The 20,105-nt window shown below is 44.8% G+C and carries 17 protein-coding genes; 7 read left to right on the top strand and 10 right to left on the bottom strand.

What is annotated here, in order from left to right; translation table 11 throughout:
* Positions 1-145 precede the first annotated feature (145 nt).
* The 4 genes from AC3A14_RS15225 to rpe all read left to right on the top strand — a co-directional run bounded on the left by AC3A14_RS15225 (position 146) and on the right by rpe (position 7,836).
* Positions 146-5,590, top strand: coding sequence for a trifunctional serine/threonine-protein kinase/ATP-binding protein/sensor histidine kinase (locus AC3A14_RS15225; RefSeq protein WP_318732983.1), 5,445 nt, complete (start codon positions 146-148; stop codon positions 5,588-5,590).
* 272 nt (positions 5,591-5,862) lie between these two features.
* Positions 5,863-6,411, top strand: a complete 549-nt coding sequence (def, locus tag AC3A14_RS15220) for a peptide deformylase (RefSeq protein ID WP_318732984.1) — start codon at positions 5,863-5,865, stop codon at positions 6,409-6,411.
* A gap of 17 nt (positions 6,412-6,428) precedes the next feature.
* On the top strand, positions 6,429-6,965 hold the full coding sequence (locus tag AC3A14_RS15215; protein ID WP_318732985.1) for an SRPBCC family protein: 537 nt from the start codon (positions 6,429-6,431) through the stop codon (positions 6,963-6,965).
* A 178-nt stretch (positions 6,966-7,143) separates the two neighbouring features.
* Positions 7,144-7,836, top strand: coding sequence for a ribulose-phosphate 3-epimerase (gene rpe / locus AC3A14_RS15210; RefSeq protein WP_318732986.1), 693 nt, complete (start codon positions 7,144-7,146; stop codon positions 7,834-7,836).
* 91 nt (positions 7,837-7,927) lie between these two features.
* Here the strand turns inward: rpe and AC3A14_RS15205 are convergent, their stop codons facing one another.
* From AC3A14_RS15205 to AC3A14_RS15190, 4 genes are all read right to left on the bottom strand, one after another.
* Entirely contained in the window at positions 7,928-8,275 is a 348-nt protein-coding gene (locus AC3A14_RS15205) for a XisI protein (RefSeq protein WP_318700096.1), read from the bottom strand.
* Positions 8,251-8,679, bottom strand: a complete 429-nt coding sequence (locus AC3A14_RS15200) for an element excision factor XisH family protein (RefSeq protein ID WP_318700097.1) — start codon at positions 8,677-8,679, stop codon at positions 8,251-8,253. The genes AC3A14_RS15205 and AC3A14_RS15200 overlap by 25 nt, the downstream gene beginning before the upstream one ends.
* Before the next feature lie 3 nt (positions 8,680-8,682).
* Entirely contained in the window at positions 8,683-9,615 is a 933-nt protein-coding gene (locus AC3A14_RS15195; protein WP_318700098.1) for an NAD-dependent epimerase/dehydratase family protein, read from the bottom strand.
* Positions 9,616-9,700: 85 nt separating this feature from the next.
* Entirely contained in the window at positions 9,701-10,567 is an 867-nt protein-coding gene (locus tag AC3A14_RS15190; RefSeq protein WP_318732988.1) for an MBL fold metallo-hydrolase, read from the bottom strand.
* Positions 10,568-10,944: 377 nt separating this feature from the next.
* Between AC3A14_RS15190 and AC3A14_RS15185 the strand changes: the two genes are divergently transcribed.
* Together AC3A14_RS15185 and AC3A14_RS15180 are read left to right on the top strand one after the other, a co-directional pair.
* Entirely contained in the window at positions 10,945-11,790 is an 846-nt protein-coding gene (locus tag AC3A14_RS15185) for a thiazole synthase (protein WP_318732989.1), read from the top strand.
* Between the two features lie 228 nt (positions 11,791-12,018).
* Positions 12,019-12,609, top strand: coding sequence for a Uma2 family endonuclease (locus tag AC3A14_RS15180; RefSeq protein ID WP_318732990.1), 591 nt, complete (start codon positions 12,019-12,021; stop codon positions 12,607-12,609).
* A gap of 40 nt (positions 12,610-12,649) precedes the next feature.
* On the opposite strand, the gene AC3A14_RS15175 is transcribed toward AC3A14_RS15180, so the two are convergent.
* The 5 genes from AC3A14_RS15175 to AC3A14_RS15155 all read right to left on the bottom strand — a co-directional run bounded on the left by AC3A14_RS15175 (position 12,650) and on the right by AC3A14_RS15155 (position 18,405).
* Complete coding sequence (locus AC3A14_RS15175) at positions 12,650-13,045, bottom strand: hypothetical protein (protein WP_318732991.1); 396 nt, start codon at positions 13,043-13,045, stop codon at positions 12,650-12,652.
* Positions 13,046-13,124: 79 nt separating this feature from the next.
* On the bottom strand, positions 13,125-14,699 hold the full coding sequence (locus AC3A14_RS15170; RefSeq protein WP_318732992.1) for a pentapeptide repeat-containing protein: 1,575 nt from the start codon (positions 14,697-14,699) through the stop codon (positions 13,125-13,127).
* A 224-nt stretch (positions 14,700-14,923) separates the two neighbouring features.
* Positions 14,924-15,910, bottom strand: coding sequence for a protein translocase subunit SecF (gene secF / locus AC3A14_RS15165; RefSeq protein ID WP_318700104.1), 987 nt, complete (start codon positions 15,908-15,910; stop codon positions 14,924-14,926).
* Between the two features lie 4 nt (positions 15,911-15,914).
* Positions 15,915-17,321 (bottom strand): protein translocase subunit SecD, encoded by a 1,407-nt coding sequence (gene secD, locus AC3A14_RS15160; RefSeq protein WP_318700105.1) that lies wholly within the window; start codon positions 17,319-17,321, stop codon positions 15,915-15,917.
* A gap of 100 nt (positions 17,322-17,421) precedes the next feature.
* Positions 17,422-18,405 carry an alpha-ketoacid dehydrogenase subunit beta gene (locus AC3A14_RS15155; protein WP_318700106.1) on the bottom strand — a complete coding sequence of 328 codons (984 nt, stop codon included), beginning with the start codon at positions 18,403-18,405 and terminating at the stop codon, positions 17,422-17,424.
* A 96-nt stretch (positions 18,406-18,501) separates the two neighbouring features.
* Between AC3A14_RS15155 and AC3A14_RS15150 the strand changes: the two genes are divergently transcribed.
* Positions 18,502-19,074, top strand: coding sequence for a MurL C-terminal domain-containing protein (locus AC3A14_RS15150; RefSeq protein ID WP_318732993.1), 573 nt, complete (start codon positions 18,502-18,504; stop codon positions 19,072-19,074).
* 45 nt (positions 19,075-19,119) lie between these two features.
* Here AC3A14_RS15150 and AC3A14_RS15145 read toward each other — a convergent pair whose 3' ends face one another.
* Entirely contained in the window at positions 19,120-19,974 is an 855-nt protein-coding gene (locus AC3A14_RS15145; RefSeq protein ID WP_318732994.1) for a tetratricopeptide repeat protein, read from the bottom strand.
* Positions 19,975-20,105: the final 131 nt, after the last annotated feature.

The raw sequence follows: 20,105 nt of genomic DNA, 5'->3' as shown, positions 1-20,105 counted from the left end.
ATCAGATCGAAGCTCCAAAAATGCTTGCAACCCTTGCCTTAAATCGATTAAGACGCAATCATTTGTTGAAAATACATAACATAGGTTAAGGTATATAAGATAAAATAAATGATAAAAATTCTCAATTACTTAATACAAGCCAATTATGTTAGTAGACCGTTTGCCGGATATTCCGGGCTATCAAATTAGCGAACTCATCCATCAAAGCGATCGTACCCTTGTCTATCGCGGTTGGCATACTGATAGTGAGCAACCCGTTATCATTAAATTAATGCGAAATGAGTATCCTTGCTTTAACGAATTAGTGCAGTTTCGCAATCAATATGCCCTTGCTAGAACTCTCGAGATAGAAGGAACGATCTCTACAATCGACTTAAAACGCTACGAAAACCGCTACGCGTTGATAATGGAAGATATGGGGGGCATATCTTTAGCCGACTACCACAAAAACAAGACTCTCTCTATCGGCCAATTTCTGGAGATTGCCATTCAACTGGCTGATATTTTGCACCATCTGCATCACAGTAATGTTATCCATAAGGATATTAAACCCGTAAATATACTAATTCATCCGGAAACAAAAAAAATTAAATTAATAGATTTTAGCATTTCGACTCTATTGCCCAAAGAAACCCAAAACGTTCAAACCCCGAATGTTTTACAAGGGACTCTTGCTTATCTATCCCCCGAACAAACCGGACGAATGAATCGAGGCATTGATTATCGCAGCGATTTTTATTCCCTTGGAGTAACATTTTACGAACTACTAGCCGGAGAATTACCATTCTTGGCTGACGATCCTCTCGAGATCGTTCACTGTCATATTGCTAAAGCTCCCCCTCTAATCAATCGCCAGTCACCGATACCAGGAACTGTGGTAGACATTGTAATGAAATTAATGGCAAAAAATGCTGAAGACCGCTATCAGAGTGCCCTCGGACTCAAGTACGACCTGGAAAAATGTCTAGTACAATATCGAGAAGCCGGGAAGATAGCGCCATTTGCATTAGGAGAACGAGACATATGCGATCGCTTTCTGATTCCCGAAAAGCTCTACGGACGGGAAAAAGAAGTCAAAACTCTACTAAAAGCCTTCAATCGTATTGCTGAAGGGAACAGCGAAATGATGCTGGTGGCAGGATTTTCCGGTATTGGCAAAACTGCCGTTATCAACGAAGTCCACAAGCCCATTGTCAACAATCGCGGTTACTTCATCAAAGGAAAATTCGACCAATTCAATCGCGATATTCCCTTCTCTGCTTTCGTCATCGCCTTCCGAGATTTGATGGGGCAATTACTCGGAGAATCCGATGCCGAATTGCAAGAATGGAAAGCAAAAATTCTCAAAGCTGTGGGAGAGGGCGGACAAGTTCTCACTGAAGTAATTCCCGAACTCGAACGCATTATCGGAGAACAACCCCCCGTCCCCGAACTCTCCGGTAGTGCCGCTCAAAATCGCTTTAACCTCCTCTTTGAGAAATTTATTGCCGTTTTCACTACCAAAAAACACCCCTTAACCCTATTTCTCGATGACTTACAATGGGCGGACTCGGCATCATTAAACTTGCTGAAAGTCCTGATAGGAGACAATCGGATGGGGTATTTGCTCCTGCTGGGTGCCTATCGAGATAATGAAGTCTTCCCTGCCCATCCGTTGATGTTAACTTTAGCGGAATTAAAGAAACGCGACGACCTACCGGAATGGGCGGATTTTTCCGACCGAGACGCTCTGCAAACCGCAAAAGAACAAAAAACAACAATTTCTACTCTAACTCTAGCCCCCTTATCAGTTGCTCATGTCAATCAATTGGTTGCGGCGACCCTCAGTTGTTCGGTCGAGTTAGCCCGACCTTTAACCGATTTAGTCCATCAAAAAACGAAAGGAAATCCCTTCTTTACCACTCAATTTCTGAAAGGATTGTATGAGGATAGATTAATTATATTGAATCCAAATTTGGGATATTGGGAGTTCGATTTGGTGAAGGTTCGAGATGAACTGCTGACGGATGATGTTGTCGAATTTATGGCAGGACGTTTGCACAAATTGCCGGAGGGTACGCGAAAAGTCCTGAAACTAGCCGCCTGTATCGGCAATCAATTTGATTTAGAAACCTTAGCGATTACCTGCGAAATGCTTTCGGAGAAAGTCGCTGCTGCCCTGTGGAGCGCCCTACAGGAAGGGTTGATTTTACCCCAGAGCGAAGCCTATAAGTTTTTCCAAGAATGGAAGCAAGAAGATGGTCGAGTCGAGGGGGTTGTCAGTTATCGTTTTTTGCACGATCGCGTCCAACAAGCGGCTTATGCCTTGATTCCCGAGGAGAAAAAACCAGAACATCATCTCAAAATCGGTCAGTTACTATGGAACAATACGCCAGAATCGCAACAAGAAAAAGTATTATTTGATATTGTCGGCCAAATGAATTTGGGTGCAACAGCGATCGCCGAACAAGAGGAACGAGATCGTCTCGCCACACTCAACTGGCAAGTAGCCCAAAAAGCCAAAAGTGCGACTGCTTATAAAGCCATGTTTGATTATTGCCTGCAAGGCTATGAATTACTAGGAGAGGGAGCTTGGGAGAGGAACTATCCAACCGCTTTGAACTTAGCAACCGGAATCACCGAAGCTGCCTATTTACAGTCCCATTTTTCCACCATGGAAAATTGGCTTGAGGAGGCAATGAGTCACGCGATATCTCCCCTAGATCGAGTTAAACTCTATGAAATCATAATTCAGTCCTCAATGATGCGAGGTCAATTCTCAAAATCTTTAGAAGCTGGACTGGAACTATTAGCACTCTTTGGAATTGAGTTTCCCGAATCTCCCAGTCAAGAAGACATGCAACAGGCTTTGGCGCAAACAGCACAATTATGCGAGCAATATACGTTTGCAGAGATTCTCAATCTACCCGAGATCGAAGATGAAGTCAAAATCGCCACACTGCGGATTTTATGCTTGCTGTTTGCCCCGGCATCCAATGCCAATCCGACCTTAGCACCATTAATTGTTACCAAGCAGATGAATTTCTGCTTGCAACATGGCAATAGCAATTTTTCGGCTTCCGCTTATCTGAACTATGGTTTGCTCCTGGGCAATATTGTTGAAGATTTAGACGGGGCCTATCGATTTGGTCGCTTGGGACTGGATTATCAGGAGCGCTCTTGGGATCGAACCCTGAAAGCAAAAATCTTGATGACCTTTCTCACGTTTATCAGTTTGTGGCACGAGCCTCTCAGAGATAGCCTCGAACTCTATCTAGAATGCTATGCTGCGGGCTTAGAGGTAGGAGATTTCGAGTCGGCTGTTTTTGCATCTGCTGGTTACTGTTGTATCTTTTTGCTAACAGGCAATACGCTATCAGAGTACATCGAAAAGCTCGAAGTCTATGGAGCATTTACCCGACAAATTAGTCTCGATCTGGTTCTCGTTCAATTTGAAATACTGCTTCAATTTGGGTTGAACTTGCTCGGGGAATCTTCTCAACCTCATTGCTTAACAGGACAAGCTTATGATTGGGAGACTCGATTGCCCCAACACTATGAAACCAATAGTATCGGTGCAATTATGACGTGCCAAACTATGCGAATTTGGCTTTCTGTTTTATTCGATCGTCCAGAAGACGCGATTGCTTATGCCGAAGCCACCGAACCTTATTTTATCAGCCTCAAATCTGTGGCATTCTATCCAGTATTTCGGTATTATGAGGCTCTGGCTCGCTTGGCGATTTGGGAAGATGCCGATGGCGAAACCCGAAGCAAGATAGAAAAACGAGTCCGCGATATCCAAACTCAATTCTCGGCTTGGGCGGCTCGCGCCCCCATGAACTACCAACATAAATGGGAGCTGATTGAAGCCGAAAAACAGCGCGTACTTGGAGATCGCCTTGCTGCCATTGATGCTTACGATCGGGCGATCGCCGGTGCTAAAGAAAATGGCTACATTCAAGAAGAAGCTCTCAGCAACGAACTCTTTGCCAAATTTTATCTCAATTGGAGACGAGAAAAAGAGGCTTCAGTATATATGCAGCAGGCCTACTATTGTTACGCTCAGTGGGAAGCTAAAGCTAAAACCGACGACCTCGAGAAACGCTATCCCCAACTACTCTCCCCCATTCTCCAACAGCAACCCTCAAATTTGACTGCTAATAGTACGATTACGAATTTCGCCAAAGGAAGAATTATCAGTACCAACGCCTCCACCGGAGAACTATTAGATTTAGCGAGCCTCATGAAAGCATCTCGAAGTCTCTGTGAAGAAATTGACCTCGATCGCGCTATTGCCAACTTCATGCAAGTCATCCAAGAAAATGCTGGTGCTGAAACGGTTGCCCTGATGCTCTTTGAAGAAAACACCCTCATGCTAGTGGCCCATGCGACAGGAGAAGACATGTCAGTGGCCAGTATTCCCGTCGAAACCAGCGATCGCATCCCGCTAACCCTCATCCACTCCGTCAAAAATACGCACGAACCCCTCGTCTTGGACAACGCCAAAGAGGCCAAAGACTATGCAGGGGATACTTATATCCAAAAGTATCAACCCCAATCAGTATTTTGTCTGCCTTTGATTGACCGAGGGCAACTCATCGGCATTCTCTACTTGGAAAATAATCAAGTGAGTGGTGCATTCACCCGCGATCGCATTGAAATCTTGAATTTACTCTGTTCCCAAGCCGCGATCGCACTGCAAAATGCTCAACTCTATGACACAGAACAACAAGCACGAAACGATCTCCAACAAGTCTTAACGGATCTACAAGAAGCGCAGTTGCAATTGGTGCAAAGTGAAAAAATGGCCACCCTGGGCAATCTGGTCGCTGGGGTCGCTCACGAAATCAACAACCCTGTTGGTTTTATCAGTGGCAATGTGAGAGTAGCACAAGAATATTTACAAGATTTGCTGGACATTCTTTCTCTCTATGAAGAAAATACATCTCCTTCTGAAGAGATTGCCGAAGAGATCGAAGAGATAAATCCCGATTTTATCCGTGAGGATTTCCCCAAACTGATTGAATCCATGCAAGGCGGTTGCGATCGCATTGCTAAAATCAGTACCTCTTTACGAACTTTTTCGCGCACAGATACGGATAAGAAAACCGAGTTCAATTTACATAAAGGACTCGATAGTACCTTATTAATTCTCAAATATCGCCTCAAAGCCAATGGAGAGCGCCCGGCGATTAGAATTTTAAAAGATTATGGTGAAATTCCCGAAGTCAAATGCTATGCCGGACAAATCAATCAAGTGTTTATGAACTTATTGGCGAATGCGATCGATGCCCTCGATGAAAGTAATGAAGGAAAAACTGATGAAGAGATAGAATCTGCCCCCAATTGCATCACTATTAGCACGAAACTAAGCATAGATCGAAAAAGTGTTGTTGTCACAATTATTGATAATGGTATGGGAATGTCAGAAGAAGTGAAGGCGAAAATATTCGAGCAGGGATTTACGACTAAAATGGTCGGCAAAGGAACGGGTTTAGGGATGACGATCTCCCAACAAATTATTGTCGAAAAACATAGAGGTTCGATCGCTTGTACTTCAGAGCTGGGGCAAGGAACAGAATTTATGATCTCTCTGCCTTTAAATTGAATTTATCACTTACCCTTTTTTGTCAAACTGGGGTAAGATATCCCTCTTCTGTCACGTTTCGAGAATTAAGATACAATAAGATAGAAGCTCAATGACTGAAAGCAAGACACAGTAATGGATGTAGAGTTACAAATCTTAAAACATTTGCTGCATTGTATCAATCAGGAGTAATAGAGTATCAATCAATAGTAATGCAGTAATCATATATTCTTAAGGGCTATTGCCTTTTGCCTATTGTCTTTTACCTGACTTCTGTAAGAAGTCCAATCCTTATGACAGAGCCTTCAGAAATCTACCAATTAGGTCATCCCTTGCTGCGAACTATAGCCCAACCCATCGCCAACCCAGAAGATACGCACATTCAAACCTTAATTCAAAACTTAATTGAAACAGCACAATTGAGTCATGGTGTCGGCATTGCAGCCCCTCAAATTGGACAACTTTACCGTTTACTCATCGTCACCTCTCGTCCCAATCTGCGCTATCCTAATGCTCCCAAGATGGAACCGACACCACTGATCAATCCCCAGATTGTCAGTCATTCGGATACTCAACTCAAAGGATGGGAAGGGTGTTTAAGTGTCCCCGGAATCCGAGGATTAGTGCCCCGATTTACCGAAATTGAAGTTGAATATATCGATCAAAAAGGCAAACATCAGCGCCAGATATTCACCGATTTTGTAGCTCGGATTATCCAACACGAATTCGATCATTTAGAAGGCAAACTCTTTATTGATCGAGTGGAAAGCACCCAAGAGTTAATGAGTGAATCGGAATATCACCGACAAATTGTTGCCCATTCCATACCTTCGCAGATCTAACGTTTTATTTCTTCACCATGAATCAAGCAACTGCATGGCTCGATCGCATTGCCAAAGCTTGCAACACTGAACCGTCTGTGTCTTTAGGTGACGGTCATATTTCAGTGAAAACGGAACCTTGGGGATTGGGAGGGGGCAGCGCGATCGCTCAACTCTATCTTCCCCTGAGTCGTCAACAATGCTGGCAAAAAGTCAGCAACTACTCCCAATGGGTCAATTATTTTCCTGATATTACCTACAGTCAAGTCTTGCCCAAAAGCCAGCAACTCTATCAAAAAGGAATCAAAGACTTTATTCTCCTACGTGTGGAAGTAGAAATTTATCTCCAAATCCGGGAAACTGGCAACCAAGCCATAGAATTTGAACTCCTTAAAGGATCTTTCTCGGAATTTCTTGCCTATCTTCATCTTCAAGACTACCAACAAGGAACCCTCTTAAGCTATGCAGTTCAAGCTACTCCCAATTTCCCGATTCCTGCGCCCTTAATTGAACAAGCTTTGAAGCTCGAATTACCAGCTAATATGCGACACATGCGCCAAGTCCTTTGTCCTTAGCCTTTTGCACTTTGGGCAGGTAATGAGCATTGGTAACCAGTTAAGGCTGTAAGCTAGGGGAAGCAAGAGGCAAGAGGCAATGCAAGAAAACTGGGTTTATTGACCCAGGGCTAGGGTAATGCTAAAGACTTTGTTAAAATAATAGAAATTCAGAACGCCTTGGAGGATACCAATCGTCATGCCCAAACCCATTGTTATTGCCCCTTCTATCTTATCTGCTGATTTTAGCCGTCTGGGAGAAGAGATTAAAGCTGTGGATGAAGCCGGTGCAGACTGGATTCATGTGGATGTCATGGATGGCCGGTTTGTCCCTAATATTACCATCGGCCCGTTAATCGTGGATGCCATTCGTCCTGTGACTCAAAAACCTCTGGATGTTCACTTGATGATTGTGGAACCGGAAAAGTATGTTGAGGGCTTTGCGAAAGCAGGTGCGGATATTATTTCGGTTCATGCCGAACATAATGCTTCCCCTCACTTACACCGGACTCTAGGACAAATCAGAGAGTTGGGCAAGCAAGCAGGAGTCGTACTGAATCCTTCTACACCTTTAGAGTTGATTGAGTATGTTCTAGAATTGTGCGACTTGATTCTCATTATGAGTGTTAACCCTGGGTTTGGGGGACAGAGCTTTATTCCCGCAGTGGTTCCTAAAATTCGCAAGTTACGCCAAATGTGCGATGAGCGTGGACTCGATCCTTGGATTGAAGTTGATGGTGGCTTGAAGGTGAATAATACTTGGCAAGTCTTGGAAGCGGGAGCAAATGCTATTGTTGCCGGTTCTGCGGTATTTAAAGCTCCGGACTATGCTGAGGCAATTTCTGGAATTCGCAATAGTAAGCGTCCAGAACGGGAGCTAGTGACTGCTTAAAAATATATGGGGTGAAAGATTTTTGCTCCTACACAGCCAAACCTAACCCATCTGTTGGGTTTGGCTTTTTTTAACCCAACCGACAGGAAAATTAGGCGATCGCATAGCCAGTATGTTCTCGCACTTGCGGAGGATGAAAGGCGAGAACAATAGAATCTTTAGGAACTCCAGCCGCTACCAGTTCCTCCGTGATGCTATCTTCAATGCCATCATAGTGAATCCAGATTTTATGGTTGCGAAATTCAGCATGGACAATGCAACCATGAACCCTTTTGTTATTTTCCCACCCTTCATCCATCAACATAAAGTGGTTACCATCCCGACTGACCACCACATAGGTAATGACTTCACCATAGCGATAGGGAAGATTAGCATAATATTGCAGGATTTGCTCCAAGGTTTCACGCCATTGGTCTAAAGTTGTATTGGGGGTTTCCATTGGATAATTGCCTCGCTATTTAGGTCAAAAACAAGGATACAAAAATCGGGTTCTGCTAATAGGAGCTGTCCAGCTTCCTCTTGAAATAGGGTGTTAAAAGTGTCTGTACTAACCGCAAGATAAAGTAAACGAGTAGGCTCTGTTCTTTGCAGTACCCTAGCGTATAAAAAGAATTGTCCCCAAGCCTGTTCAAGATCATGGATCGGAGAAGGACTTAAGAAGCTCTTGATTTCAACTGCGATTTTTGTGCTGCCTCGTTCAGCAGCAACCAGTTTTTCTGCTCCTAAGTCCACAAATGTAGATCGTTTACCTATCTTCAGGATAAGTGGATCGTCAGTGATTGTCCAACCGTCTTTAACCAAAGCTGTACAAACCACATCATGATAAATATCCTTTGCAGGCATAATTTAACCCTTCAAGATTTGGTCATCTAGGGAAAAGTCTACCTCTAGTTTATCTTTACCTTGAACCAGATAATCGGTTTCAAAGGAATCTTTTAATCCAGATACAAGGTCATATTTGGGTTGCCAATTGAGTTCGGTTTTGGCTTTGTGAATATCGGCGAAAAAATGCTGAGAGCGCATGGGGAAGGCTTTGCGTTTGCCAAAGTCAAATTGTTTGGGATCATAATGGACAATCCGGATATCTTCGGGGGATTTTCCGGCGGCGATCGCGCAAGCTTGAGCTAATCCATCAAATGTAACATAGCGTTCCCCAGAAATGTTGTAAACTTGACCGATCGCTTGGGAATTGCCCAAAACTGCCTTCATCGCTTGGGCTAAGTCGTAACAATGTCCCAATTGGGTAATGGCGTTACCTGTACCGGGTATGGGAAGGGGGCGATCGCGCACAATACGGTCAAAAAACCAAGCTTCTAAAGGATTATAATTCAACGGGCCGTAAATATACGTGGGGCGAATCGAGGTAAACGGCAGTTGCTTTTCACTGAGATATTTTTCTGTTTCAAACTTTCCTTTATGGCGGCTTTTCGGGTCTACTGGATCGCCTTCTATGTGAGGCATTTGCTCGGATTTCAAGTAAACTCCCGCAGAACTCATATAAACAAAATGTTTCACCTTACCCGCGAATAAATCCGCTAGGGGTTGAGTATCGCTGAGTTCCCGACCATTGTTATCGAAAATAGCATCAAATGCTTCACCGGCAAGCTTATCTTGGATTTGGCTGGCATCCGTGCGATCGCCATGAATTTCCGTCACCCTTTCCACTGGTGCAGGTTTATTGCCTCGATTAAATAAGACCACTTCATGACCTTGTTCCACTAATAATTGGGTTAAGTATACGCCAATAAACCGCGTGCCACCCATTACCAAAACTCGCATAGCGTTTCCTTATTTTTACAGATAGTTTTTCCAGAGTCTAAACTCTAGTTTATCATCTCAGTAGTTATTGCCTTTTGCCTTTTACCTATACCATCCATTGCAAACACTTCTGAAGTTCAGCTTGCATGACCTCCACAGGAGCGTGATAGCGACGACCATGGCCAGGTAAAACCCACTCAAAGCGGTAAGCGGTTAATGTTTTCATGGATTTGAGTAATTCATCCCAGGAATAGGAACAATGGCAACGGAAGGCAATTAATTGTGGTAAATAATCTGACCAAGCTAGATGATCGCCGGTAAACAGAAATTGATTTTGGTACAGAAGAACCGTGTGACCTTTGGTGTGACCGGGAACCGGGATAATCAGGAGATCGGGAGCGAGTTCGATCGCCTCTGTCCCCGTTATAGGTTGTTCAATATCTTGGGTATCGGCGGTGATATCATCTTCATGTAACAGGCGATCGCAGCCAAAGCGATCGTGGAATTTCTGATGATCGGCCACATCATCCATGTGGGTTAAATACATCCACCGTATCCCTCCCATCGCTTCAATCCGTTTCACCAGGGGAGGGGTAAACCGGGGAGAGTCCACTAAAACATTTCCTTCTGGATGCTGGATGAAATAACTGGCTGCACCGAAAGAGGATGCTGAATGATAGCCACAGTGATACACATTTTCGGCGATGAGTAAGGGAAAGGTATCTTGAGCGGTTTTGATATCTTGGGGTTTTTCGACTGTACCAATCGAAGCAGTTGGACAAGCGAGCAGAGCTTGTAGGGCACTTTGGCGATCGCCCAAATTCTCCGGTTGATGGTAGACTGCCGATTGTCCATTATCGCGGTGGAAAACCTGCGGAGCCATCCAACGACAGGTATCGCAGTCAATACAAGTCCGATCGACAAAGAAATCTCCAGCTACATTTTCTTCTCGTCGTTTGGTTGCGGTTGCCATAACATTTATAGGGAATAGGGAATAGGGAATGGGGAATCGGGAATGGGGAATCGGGAATGGGGAATAGGGAATGGGGAATGGAATCGCCCCTAGCTATAACTTTAATCTCGAACAAGCTATCCATGCTATTTCCCAATACTTGTAAACACTATAATACCCAGCGCTATAAGCTTCTCCGTCGTTTTTGCCAGTTATCTCTATTCTGGTGAAAAATCAGGTTTTCAGTCGGCTTCCGATCAACTCTACAAAAAAGGTGGATAATAGTTCTTTGAAGAGTCGATCATCGTCTAGTCGTTCGCTCAACATTCAAACTTATCCCCCTCAATAACGGGAGAACAAACGTTAAGCTAGACCATTGTCCAACGTCATACCCAACTATGCAAACCCTCGATCAGAGTATTTCTCAACACCAACCTGATACTGATATCCTAGGCGATTCGCCCTTAGAAATCGCCGGTAAAACCTTTAACTCGCGCCTGATGACGGGCACAGGCAAATATCGCTCCTTTACCGAAATGCAACAGAGCATTGTCGCCAGTGGTTGCCAGATTGTCACGGTAGCGGTGCGTCGCGTACAAACGAAAGCACCCGGGCATGAAGGATTAGCCGAAGCCATTGATTGGCAAAAGATTTGGATGTTACCCAATACTGCCGGATGTCAAACCGCAGAAGATGCTGTGCGGGTAGCTCGACTGGGGCGCGAAATGGCAAAATTACTGGGTCAGGAAGATAATAATTTTATCAAGTTAGAAGTGATTCCCGATCCCAAATATTTGCTTCCCGATCCCATCGGCACTTTGGAAGCGGCCGAACAATTGGTCAAAGAAGGATTCGCCATTTTACCCTATATTAATGCAGATCCCTTGCTGGCCAAGCGTCTCGAAGAAGTCGGTTGTGTCACCGTGATGCCTTTGGGGTCTCCCATTGGTTCCGGACAAGGGATTAAGAATGGGGCTAATATTGGCATTATTATCGAGAATTCTAAGGTGCCTGTTGTTGTCGATGCAGGTATTGGTACGCCTTCAGAAGCAGCAACAGCAATGGAAATGGGGGCAGATGCTTTATTGATTAACACGGCGATCGCCCAATCCCAAAATCCTGCCGCCATGGCTCAGGCTTTCCGCTTGGCTACTGAAGCTGGACGCATTGCTGCTGTTTCGGGTAGAATTCCCATCAAAGCCTATGCCAGTGCCAGCTCTCCCCTAACCGGTACAATCAATTAAACCGGAATTGTCCTTACTGCATCCCCTGGCTTGACTCCAGGGGCTTGAGTTACTGGTTCAAAAGGGTTAAAAATGAGAACTGTGGCGTGAAAAACGGTTGACCCATTTACCCCTTACCCTTCTGCCGCGCGAACCAATATGTTATAGCAGAGAACGGGAGAGTTTATTATTGCCTATTGCCTCAAACCATAACCTAACTGTCCTAACCAACTCCTTCTCTGCTATACCATGACCTCTCTCACCCTACCCCTCAAGGTCAATCTGCAACAAGTTCATCTCAGTGATGAGCAGTTTTACTTCCTCTGCATGAGTAATCCTCACTTAAACTTTGAACGCAATCTTCAAGGAGCCTTAATTCTAATGTCGCCCGTTGGTGGAGAAAGCGGAAGTTATGAACTTGAACTGGGAGCAGATTTAACGATTTGGAACCGTCGTACTAAGCTGGGTAAAGTTTTCAGTTCCTCAACATTGTTTAAACTACCGGGCGGAGGCGATCGCTCTCCAGATTTAGCTTGGGTTGAACGCTCTCGATGGGATACTCTTACCTCAGAGGAGCGCCAAAAATTTCCGCCCCTTGCTCCAGATTTTGTCTTAGAACTTCGCTCTCCAAGCGATCGCTTAACCCCTCTTCAGGAAAAAATGCAGGAATATCTCGATAGTGGTGTACACTTGGGTTGGCTTCTGAATCCCCAAGATCAAGAGGTAGAAATCTATCGTCAGGGACAGCCAAAGGAAGTTCGGAGTTTACCCACAGCGCTCTCTGGGGAAAGCGTATTACCTGATTTTATCTTATCTGTACAACGATTTGGTGAGGATTGATATTCCCCATTCCCTATTCCCCATTCCTTTCCTAATTCCCCTAACCTTCAACCACCCAGTTCCAGAGGGGATGGCTTTTCCCCTGTTGGCGAATACGATAGACCTTACGCTCTAGGCCTTTCTGATAAGGTCCTGGCAAACCGACGAGAATATTGCGACTTTGCCAGACTAAAACAGCAGTCGTTAAACCGATACTGCTGGAAAAGCCGATCGCCGCTAGGGGGTGGAAATAGAAACTATAGTACAATCCAGACCAGGTAAAATGGTCGAATAGGAGTGATAGGGGCGATCGCATTATCCACAGACTTGGAAATCCCAAAACCAGCCACCATAAAATCACTACCAACCAGCGTCCCCCAACCAACAGTCGATGATAACGCATCACTTGCGCCTGAAACTGGGGATCGAGATCAATCTGGGAATCAGGGGAAACCAAGTTAATTCCAAATGAGAAATTACATCTGATGTAGATTATACATCGCTTCGCATGATAATGGCTAATCAGTCACTTTCTTCTAATTCGCTAAACCCAATTCCTCTTTTAATTGATCTGGAATATTAATTGCTGTTTCCAGTCCACGCAAGCCTTCCCATTGTGTTTTTTCATCCCAGCATATATCTCCCCATATTTCATCGCTGAGGATTGTGCTTCTGAGGATTGTACCATTGAGATTCGCACCTCTGAGGTTTGCGCCACTCAGATTTGTGCGATTGAGGATTGTACCATTGAGATTAGCACCACTGAGATTTGTACCCTTGAGGTTGGCATCACTCAAATTTGTGCTACTGAGGTTAGCGCGACTGAGATTTACACAATTGAGATTTGTGCCACTAAGGTTAGCACGACTGAGATTAGCACCACTCAGACATACTTCTATGAGTTCTACATCTACAAGGTTAACGCGACTGAGATTGGCACGACTGAAATTGGCACCACTCAGGTTTGTACAATCGAGATTGGCACGACTGAGATTGGCACCACTCAGGTTTGTGCAACCGAGATTAGCACCCTTGAGATTGGCACCACTCAGGTTGGTATCTTTGAGTTCTGCCCCCCTCAAGTCTGAGTCCTTGAGGTCTGAGTCCTTGAGTCCTGCATCACTGAGATTGACACAACTGAGGTCTGCCCCTATAAGGTTTGCGAGCTTGAAGTTAGCGCGCTTGAGGTTAGCACCACTGAGGTTGACACCACTAAGGTTGGCAGCACTAAGGTTAACACCTGCAAGAAAGGTACCGACTGTATTGAGAAAGCCTAATACCCCAATACAGGAACTATAACCAATGATTCTTAAAAGTTTAGTGCTATCCTCTAATTTCCCGTCATTATTGGGTTGTCCACAAGGATAAAAGTTGATTTTATCTCTTAGTTCCGCTTTGTCTTGTCCATAACGGTGCAGCTCTAGGAGCAAGATCGTTACATTTAATCCTGTATAAACATCAATCTGCCGTAATCCTAAAGCTGGTTCACTATCTGCCATTCTCTCTTGCAGAGCCAGCATTTTTTTCAGGGGATAGTTTTTATTGGGAGGAACATCAATATAGTCCCCTGCACACCAGGAAGAATAAACTTCCTGCAACCGTTGAAACAATGCCAAATAATCAAATGTCTCAATGTCCATCAATAATCTAAGCACATACTCTACAATTTTTGGCGTTAATCTTCCTACACCAAAGAGATCGTAGACTTGCCATGCTACATCCTCATTACTGAGCTGATATTCTCCCTGCTTCTGTTGTTGTTTTAATTCTGTCCAATTCTGTATACTTGCTACTATTCGTTTCGCATCATAATTTTCAATGCTGACAAGATTATCTTCATTTTTTTTATCGACTACTTCTTCCCAGTTTTCCAATCTCTTGTATTGACTACTGTCTCTAACTAAAAAAATATCTCCATCATGGTTAAATGCAATGATAGTTTTCATGTCTAAAGAGTAGATGGTCATATCTAATCCCATACCTTCTTCAGGTAGAATTGCCTCTTTTATAAATTCAATAACTTCATTACTACTAGCTTTGAATAATTTATTTTTAAATTCGTGTACGGGATGCTCGTAAAAGATATAAAATTCATCCTGTAAATCAGACAATTTTGAACAACAGCATTCAATGCTGATTTCTGTCCATTGACAGGATAAATCATCACTTTTTAGACTTGAAGAACTCTTTATTTTTTTTAAGTTATGTACCAATCTATTTCGTGGTTTGATTTCATAACCTGGAAACATTTTTGTTTATATTCTAGACCCTTAATCCAAGATAATGATCGTTGGGAAAATGCTGTGGCAAAAGTTTTATAGCACTTCCCCCTATATCAATCAGTAGTTGGGGTAGAGTCTAGAATTTCTCCCTCTCCCTCTGTAACTGTTGCGAGGATAGCGCGGCCGGTTTTCTCGCGCCACCAGGCTAACAGGGTACTGGCGATAAAGATGCTGGAATAGGCTCCGGAAATAAAGCCGATGATTAGGGCTAGGGCAAAGAATTTTAGGGTTTCGCCACCGAGGAAGAAGATGGCAACGAGGGGCAAAATGGTGGTAATGCTAGTATTGAGCGATCGCATCAACGTCTGATTCACCGCCTCATCGACCACATCATTAATATGCTTTTCCGGATAAAACTGGAGGGTCTCGCGCACCCGGTCATAAATGACCACCGTATCATTGACAGAAAATCCGATAATCGTCAGCAGCGAGACAATAAACAGGCTATCAATTTCCACTCCAGCGATCAAACCCAAGATGGAAAAGACTCCCATGGTTACGAAGACATCATGGAAGAGAGCGACAAAGGCAAAAAACGCATAATCGAGCTGGAAACGGAAATTTAAGTAAAGGGTAATTCCCGCAAAAGCCACCAAAAGTGCCAGCAAACCCGATGTAAATAACTGTTTCCCCAAGGTGGGACCAACGGTATCAATTTGTGTTTGGGTCACATCAAATGTACCGATCGCCTCGGCTAAACTATTTTGCAGTTCTGTGCGCTCCTCCACATCCAAATCTTTGGTGCGGATACTCACCCCAGTGCCGTCTTCACCGGTAATCTGGATGTTGGGATTAGCAATACCGAGGCGATCGGTAACTTCCCGTACTTTAGCAATCTCAATCGGTTGGTCACAATTTCCCACTTCCGTGCAATCAAGATCCAGTTGAAGACGGGTTCCACCCACAAAATCCAGACCTGGACGTAGGGGGGCACCAATTCCTGGACTCCCCCAAGAAATTGCCATGGCCAAAAATCCCATTAGAATCACACCAGCAGAAATCGACCACCAGAGATTACGTTGTTTAATAATGCTAATCATGGATTTACCGTTTGGGGAGCGGAGCAAGATTGGGACAAAATAGGTTGGGTTTACGCAGTCCGGGAAACTGAAGCACGTATAACATCAGGGTACGACTACAGGTAACGGCGGTAAACATACTAATGACGACCCCAATACCGAGAGTCAGAGCAAACCCTCGGACTAAACCCGTGCCTAACCAGAATAGGGCAATACAGGAAATCAGGGTAGTCAGGTTACCATCGAGGATACTGGTAAATGCCCGATAAAAGCCCGATTCTACGGAACGATAGAGGGTTTTACCCCCACGCAGTTCTTCCCGGGTACGCTCAAAGATTAACACATTAGCATCGACGGCCATGCCGATACTGAGGATAAAACCAGCAATCCCGGGTAAGGTGAGGGTGACTTGGAATAGCTTAAACGCCGCAAACGTGAGCAGAGCATAGACGAGAAGGGCAATATTAGCGATCGCCCCGGGCAGGCGATAATAGATCACCATATACACCAGCACGAGGAATAATCCCCCCAACCCGGCATAGATACTGCGACGAATACTATCTTGTCCCAATGTTGCGCCAACCGTGCGGTTTTCCACAATTTCCACAGGCACGGGGAGAGCGCCCCCTCGCAGTTGGATCGACAAGTCATTAGCGGTTTCAGCCGTAAAATTCCCCGTAATTTCCGCACGACCTCCCACAATCCCGGTTTCCGCAAATTCCACGCCGACGGTGGGGGTACTGACGAGTTCATTATCCAGGAAAATACCAATAGTGCGACCCGTTCCAGCTAAATTTTTCGTTAGTTCAGCAAACTTATCTCCCCCTTCCCCATTAAACTCTAGTATCACAGCCCAGTTTGCTCCTCCTTGGGGAGGACGGGGTAAGGAGTCTTGCAGTTGTTCCCCAGTTAAGCCAACTTTGTCAAAGAGGGGAGCAATGTCTTCATTGAGTTTAGCGATCTGCTCCTGATTTTCGGCGAGTGCCTCTGCCGCCACTTCTGGATCTTCCTGTCGCAGTAAAGCTTGCTCAAACTGCAATTGTCTCCAAATCTGAAATTGGGCGGCAAACTCATCCTCTGTTCCTTGCCGTTGCTGGCGAAACTCCAACTGAGCTGTGCCTCCTAATACCCGTTCCGCCTGAGCTGGATCGTTAACCCCCGGCAGTTGGATCGAGAGCTGATCCTCTCCCACCGTCTGGATGGCTGCCTCCGAAACCCCCAGACCATTGACCCGATTTTCCATCACTCGTTGCACGGCTTCCAATTTACGAGGTGTAATTTCCGGGACTTCTGGTGTAGTTTTTACTTGAATGGTCAATTGTGCCCCTCCTCTGAGGTCTAAACCTAGGCGGGTTTCGACTTTCGCCAATACCGCGATCGCGGCGATCGCCAGCACAATAATTAAAGCTAAAATTGTCCGTTGTTTCCCCATCGTTTAATCCGTGATAGTGAATGATATAGGGAGTAGGCAGTAGGGAGTAATGGTCAATCCCCGTGTCTCTCCATCCCCCATACCCCTATCCTTGCATCTCCTAAACCTGTAGTGCCATCATTTTTCTAACAGCTTCTACAATTTTACCCGGCTGAACAATCGTCAAGTTTTCCAGAATGCCATTATAGGGAGTCGGAATATCCTGAGAAGAAAGGCGCACCACTGGAGCATCGAGTTCATCAAACAATTGTTCGGTAATCGAAGCCGTTAATTCTGCACCAATCCCCCCAGTTTTCATACATTCTTCCACAATCACCACCCGATGGGTCTTGCGAATCGATGCGCTAATCGTGGCAAAATCCAGGGGTTTGAGGGAAATTAAATCAATAATTTCTGGATCGAATCCTTCTTGCTCCAGGGTTTTGGCCGCTTGCATGGCATGATGGCGCATCCGGGAATAGGTCAAAATCGTTACATCTTTACCTCGACGGACAATTTCTGCCCGGTCTAAGGGCACTAAATATTCAGTTTCCGGTAAGTTTTCCTTTAGGTTATACAGCAAGACATGCTCAAAAAATAAGACCGGGTTGCCATCGCGAATAGCAGATTTCATCAGTCCCTTAGCATTGTAGGGGGTAGAACAGGCAACAATTTTCAGTCCCGGAACCGCTTGAAAATAAGCCTCTAGACGTTGGGAGTGTTCTGCACCCAGTTGTTTACCCACTCCACCAGGCCCCCGGATCACCAGGGGAATCGTAAAGTTCCCCCCAGAGGTATAGCGCAGCATTCCCGCATTATTGGAGATTTGGTTAAAAGCCAAGAGCAAAAAGCCCATATTCATCCCTTCAATGATCGGTCGCAGTCCAGTCATCGCAGCACCAACCGCTAATCCGGTGAAGCTGTTTTCCGCAATGGGAGTATCGAGTACCCGCAGTTCTCCATATTTTTCATAGAGTCCTTTGGTGACTTTGTAGGAACCGCCATATTGGCCAACATCTTCGCCTAGGACGAAGACGGAGGGATCGCGGGCCATTTCTTCGTCGATCGCTTCCCGGAGGGCATTGAAGAATAGTGTTTCTGCCATTTGCTACGATAAATAGAGTGTGGGGTTAGGTCAAAGTAGCAGTTTAACAAAAAATGGGGTCTTCACAGTCATGGCGATCGAATCTGCACTCGATTGGTGGGCGGTAGCTGGGTATTTGGCATTTGCGTCGTTTATTATCTGGCAGGTGCTAACTCGTTCTTAATCTCCACTCCACCCATCCATGACGTGAAAATCTTTGAACTCCTCTTTCAGCTCGCTAACCAACTTCCTTATGCAACCAATTCCTGTAATTTTGAAAAGCCGTGGTGTTGCCGAGGGGAAAAATACTGCTACGTCTTTTCCGGTTTTTGTGCCTATGGCGAGGTGGACAAAACGATAGAAACTTTTGGGAATAATCTATTTGAGATGGAGGAAAATTTACCGATCTGGGAGGAACTGCTTGGACTTAAAGGATATATTGCTTGGGAGTGTGTGGGGATTCCTGAAGAAACTCAGTTGTATTTTTACCAGCTTTATGTAAGAGGAATTCAAGGGAAGGCGCTCTCTCTATTTGAGGGAAAAATCCTAAATCCGTTGATGAAAAAAGGGGAAGAGCATGTCAAAGAATATTTCCTAGAGATTGAGGAAAAATATTCTCAGGTTTATGACTCCCACCATACGATGCCAGAATGGCTATGGAACAAAATAAAAGCCGTCCTCGAAACATAAAAATTTTGCAATTGTTCAATAGCCAGTTGTCTTACTTATCCTGAATCAAGACAGGTTTAGGAATCTTTCTAATGCTTCTGTAATAGCTGGAGGCCAACGGCGGATATTTGTCACCCAATCGATATCTTTATAGCGACTATCTAAACCCACAGCGGCAACCCAATTACTTTCTGCTTCTCCTTGTTTCCCTTCTACCCATAAAGCAGCACTTAAGGCGGCTCGCATGTCGGCAAATTGGGGATATTTACGGTTCAGATTTCGCATCATTTTAATGGCTTTTTCAGTTTCGCCGATTTCATAGGTGGCGAGGGCTTGACTGGCTAGGGCAAAAGCAAAGTTAGGGGCAAGTTCATTACAGGTTTGATAATCGGCGATCGCCCCTTGCCAGTCTTTTAAGCCCATTTTGGCATTGCCGCGATTGTTGTATGCTTGGGCATCATCGGGGTTAATGTCCAGGATACGATCGTAGTCTTCAATGGCTTCTGCATAGCGTCCTAATCCTTCTAAAGCGGCTCCTCGATTGAGATAGGGATCGCTAACCGAAGGTGCAAGTTCGATCGCTTCATTATAGTCGGCGATCGCCTGCTCAAATTTCCCCTGACTCGCACGGGTAATTCCTCGATTGCTCCAACCGGCTGCACTTTCCGGATATATCTCTAAAATTTGCGTCCAATAGGCTTCTGCTGCGGCAAAATCGCCCTGATTTGATGCGGTAAACGCTTGTTGTGCCAAGTCTTCTAAGGTGCTAGAGTCATCCACCGCACTGATTAACCGAGGGGTCGCACTGCTCCGATCCCAAATCTGATGGGGAAATTCCCGTATCGAAATCGCCTGGGCAGGTAAAATAACACTGGCTACAAGGATGGCGACGATTAACAGTCCTTTCCAAAATAGATTCATAAGTGCTGTTGCAATAAGGGATAATAGTATCTTGAGTTAAGATCGCTTTCTATTATTAAAACAGAAATGGCGAAAGATACAGCAGTTTCCTCTGCTATGAGGTACATTAATGACGGTTTTTAACAATATCT

The sequence above is a fragment of the Roseofilum sp. genome, from assembly GCF_982964205.1.
This window is presented reverse-complemented; position numbering and strand designations above follow the sequence as displayed.

Excerpts from the sequence above, each read along its gene's own strand:
- def (WP_318732984.1), top strand. The coding sequence starts at position 5,863 with ATGACAGAGCCTTCAGAAATCTACCAATTAGGTCATCCCTTGCTGCGA.
- AC3A14_RS15200 (WP_318700097.1), bottom strand. The coding sequence starts at position 8,679 with ATGCCTGCAAAGGATATTTATCATGATGTGGTTTGTACAGCTTTGGTT.
- secF (WP_318700104.1), bottom strand. The coding sequence starts at position 15,910 with ATGATTAGCATTATTAAACAACGTAATCTCTGGTGGTCGATTTCTGCT.
- rpe (WP_318732986.1), top strand. The coding sequence starts at position 7,144 with ATGCCCAAACCCATTGTTATTGCCCCTTCTATCTTATCTGCTGATTTT.
- AC3A14_RS15205 (WP_318700096.1), bottom strand. The coding sequence starts at position 8,275 with ATGGAAACCCCCAATACAACTTTAGACCAATGGCGTGAAACCTTGGAG.
- AC3A14_RS15190 (WP_318732988.1), bottom strand. The coding sequence starts at position 10,567 with ATGGCAACCGCAACCAAACGACGAGAAGAAAATGTAGCTGGAGATTTC.
- AC3A14_RS15215 (WP_318732985.1), top strand. The coding sequence starts at position 6,429 with ATGAATCAAGCAACTGCATGGCTCGATCGCATTGCCAAAGCTTGCAAC.
- AC3A14_RS15185 (WP_318732989.1), top strand. The coding sequence starts at position 10,945 with ATGCAAACCCTCGATCAGAGTATTTCTCAACACCAACCTGATACTGAT.
- AC3A14_RS15145 (WP_318732994.1), bottom strand. The coding sequence starts at position 19,974 with ATGAATCTATTTTGGAAAGGACTGTTAATCGTCGCCATCCTTGTAGCC.
- AC3A14_RS15195 (WP_318700098.1), bottom strand. The coding sequence starts at position 9,615 with ATGCGAGTTTTGGTAATGGGTGGCACGCGGTTTATTGGCGTATACTTA.
- AC3A14_RS15180 (WP_318732990.1), top strand. The coding sequence starts at position 12,019 with ATGACCTCTCTCACCCTACCCCTCAAGGTCAATCTGCAACAAGTTCAT.
- AC3A14_RS15225 (WP_318732983.1), top strand. The coding sequence starts at position 146 with ATGTTAGTAGACCGTTTGCCGGATATTCCGGGCTATCAAATTAGCGAA.
- AC3A14_RS15155 (WP_318700106.1), bottom strand. The coding sequence starts at position 18,405 with ATGGCAGAAACACTATTCTTCAATGCCCTCCGGGAAGCGATCGACGAA.
- secD (WP_318700105.1), bottom strand. The coding sequence starts at position 17,321 with ATGGGGAAACAACGGACAATTTTAGCTTTAATTATTGTGCTGGCGATC.